Source organism: Bacteroidota bacterium, from assembly GCA_026391695.1.
Lineage (GTDB): Bacteria > Bacteroidota > Bacteroidia > Bacteroidales > JAGONC01 > JAPLDP01.
Map to the genome: position 1 here is coordinate 1 of JAPLDP010000002.1, position 1,831 is coordinate 1,831.

The 1,831-nt window shown below is 33.5% G+C and carries 1 pseudogene; it reads left to right on the plus strand.

What is annotated here, in order from left to right:
- Nucleotides 1–142 precede the first annotated feature (142 nt).
- A pseudogene (locus NT175_00025) lies at nucleotides 143–1,303 on the plus strand (type I restriction endonuclease subunit R).
- Nucleotides 1,304–1,831: the final 528 nt, after the last annotated feature.

Here is a 1,831-nt window from a genome sequence, read left to right on the forward strand (position 1 = left end):
AAGCAAAAAAGAAAAGCTGTTAATATCGAGAATAACTCTCCGGGTTATTTCCCGAAATTAACAGCAATATCAACACAATCAGTATTAATAAATTCAATTAAGAAAAGCGAAATCGTGGTCTAAAGAATGGGGAGTAGCATACAAACACACCAGAGAAAAACTTGATGACTATATTGAAGATTACAATAAAATGTTCGGTACAAAATTCTCGACCAGAGACAGCGAAACATTTTACAACTATTACAAAGACATTTCCAAAAAAGTTAAGGAACGTAAAGTCGATATTCTGCTTGTGGTAAATATGTACCTCACCGGCTTTGACAGTCCACCGCTAAACACGTTGTATGTAGATAAGAACCTGAAATATCACGGATTGATACAAGCCTATTCACGAACCAACCGGATACTTAATGAACAGAAATCACAAGGAAACATTGTGGTTTTCCGCAATCTTAAAAACGCAACCGATGAAGCGATAACATTATTTAGCAACAAAGAAGCTATTGATGTTATCATTATAAAACCGTATGAAGACTATGTAAAAAAATTCAATGAAGCGTTTATTTCCTTGCTGAAAATCACACCAACCGTGAACAGTGTAAACGACCTGCAGACCGAAGATGATGAATTAGAATTTATCAAAGCATTCAGAGATCTGATGCGAATAAAAAACATCCTCACTACCTTTTCCGATTTTAAATGGGAAAATTTGGCAATGAACGAACAGCTCTTTGAGGATTTTAAAAGCAAATACCTGGACCTATACGATAAAGTTAAATCAGATCATCAAAAGGAGAAAGTTTCCATTTTGGAAGATGTAGACTTTGAACTGGAGCTCATTCACCGTGATGAAATCAACGTTGCGTGCATTTTACAGTTGCTCATTAAACTGAAATCAAAAGTAAAAGCCGATGTTTTACAAACTGAAAAGGAAATATTCAACTTATTGAATTCCGAAGCCCATTTGCGTAGCAAACGTGAATTGATCGAGAAATTTATTCGGGAGAATCTGCCGGTAATTGAAGATTCAGACTACATACCACAGGAGTTTGAAAAGTTTTGGAATGAAGAGCAACAAAAAGCATTTAACCAACTTGTAAAAGACGAAAACCTATCGACAGAAAAAACACAATCCCTCATTGAAGATTACCTATATGCTGAAAGAGAACCGCTTCGGGATGAAATTTTAGAGTTATTAGCCGGCGATAAACCAAAAGTACTAGAACGTAAAAAAGTAGGCGACAGAATCCTTAAGAAGATTTTGAATTTTGTAGATACGTTTATTAATGGAATAACAGGATGATTAAGAGATGACAATAGTAGCTTTGTTAAAGAGCTAAGTATTGACATATCAACAGTTACTAATTAAAGGAATCTTATAATTCATTTGCGATGTATTTGCTCGAATATGGGATTGATTTTCACTACATCTATGAGCTATTTTAAGAATAACAGTCTAAAAGTTATTGAGATATACACACAAATTATAAAATAGGCATGGAAAACATTAAAAGTCCATTGGATAACTTTGATATATAATTTCTATTTATATTTAGGTGATGATTAAAAGATGATGAACAGTATTTTAGATTTTGGGTTTCTGTATAAACGCTATCGTATATACTTGGAAAAAAGGTCGAATAAATACAGTATAATCCTCTGATAAGGAAAATATATACGCAATCGTATCCACAAACGTTGAACTAAACCGCCTCTGGCGGTAGTTCCGATTAACATTACCTTTTCTTATACTTACCGTAAAAGGCAATATGTTAAACCCTTAAAACATATTGCTATGAATGCTTTACGAAAACAAATGATTCAACAGATG